Origin of the sequence: Shewanella sp. cp20, from assembly GCF_000832025.1 — a bacterium.
Taxonomy (GTDB): Bacteria; Pseudomonadota; Gammaproteobacteria; order Enterobacterales; family Shewanellaceae; genus Shewanella.
In genome coordinates, this window is record NZ_JPII01000014.1 from 1 (window position 1) to 326 (window position 326).

The 326-nt window shown below is 57.7% G+C and carries 1 protein-coding gene; it reads left to right on the forward strand.

Going from position 1 to position 326, the window contains the following annotated elements; translation table 11 throughout:
- On the forward strand, positions 1-326 hold a 326-nt coding region (locus DB48_RS03850), incomplete at both ends, for a VCBS domain-containing protein (RefSeq protein ID WP_041509018.1).

The window sequence follows — 326 nt, forward strand, 5'->3', positions numbered from 1 at the left end:
AGCTTCACCGACGTGGATGTCAACAACACCCACAGCGTCACCGAGGTCTACAACAATGACATCAGCTGGAGCGGTGGCGACCTCGCCAACGTACTCAGCGCCGGCCAAATCCAGAGCCTCATCGATGGCTTCAGTGTCGACAGTGACAGCTGGGATTACAGCATCCTCAACAGTGATGTGCAGTTCCTCGCCCTAGGCGAGACCATCACCTTAAGCTTCGAGGTCACTGTCACCGATAACGATGGCGGGTCTGACACCAAGACGGTCAACCTCACCATTACCGGCACCAACGACCTGCCGGTGCTCACCGTGGATGCCACAGGTGG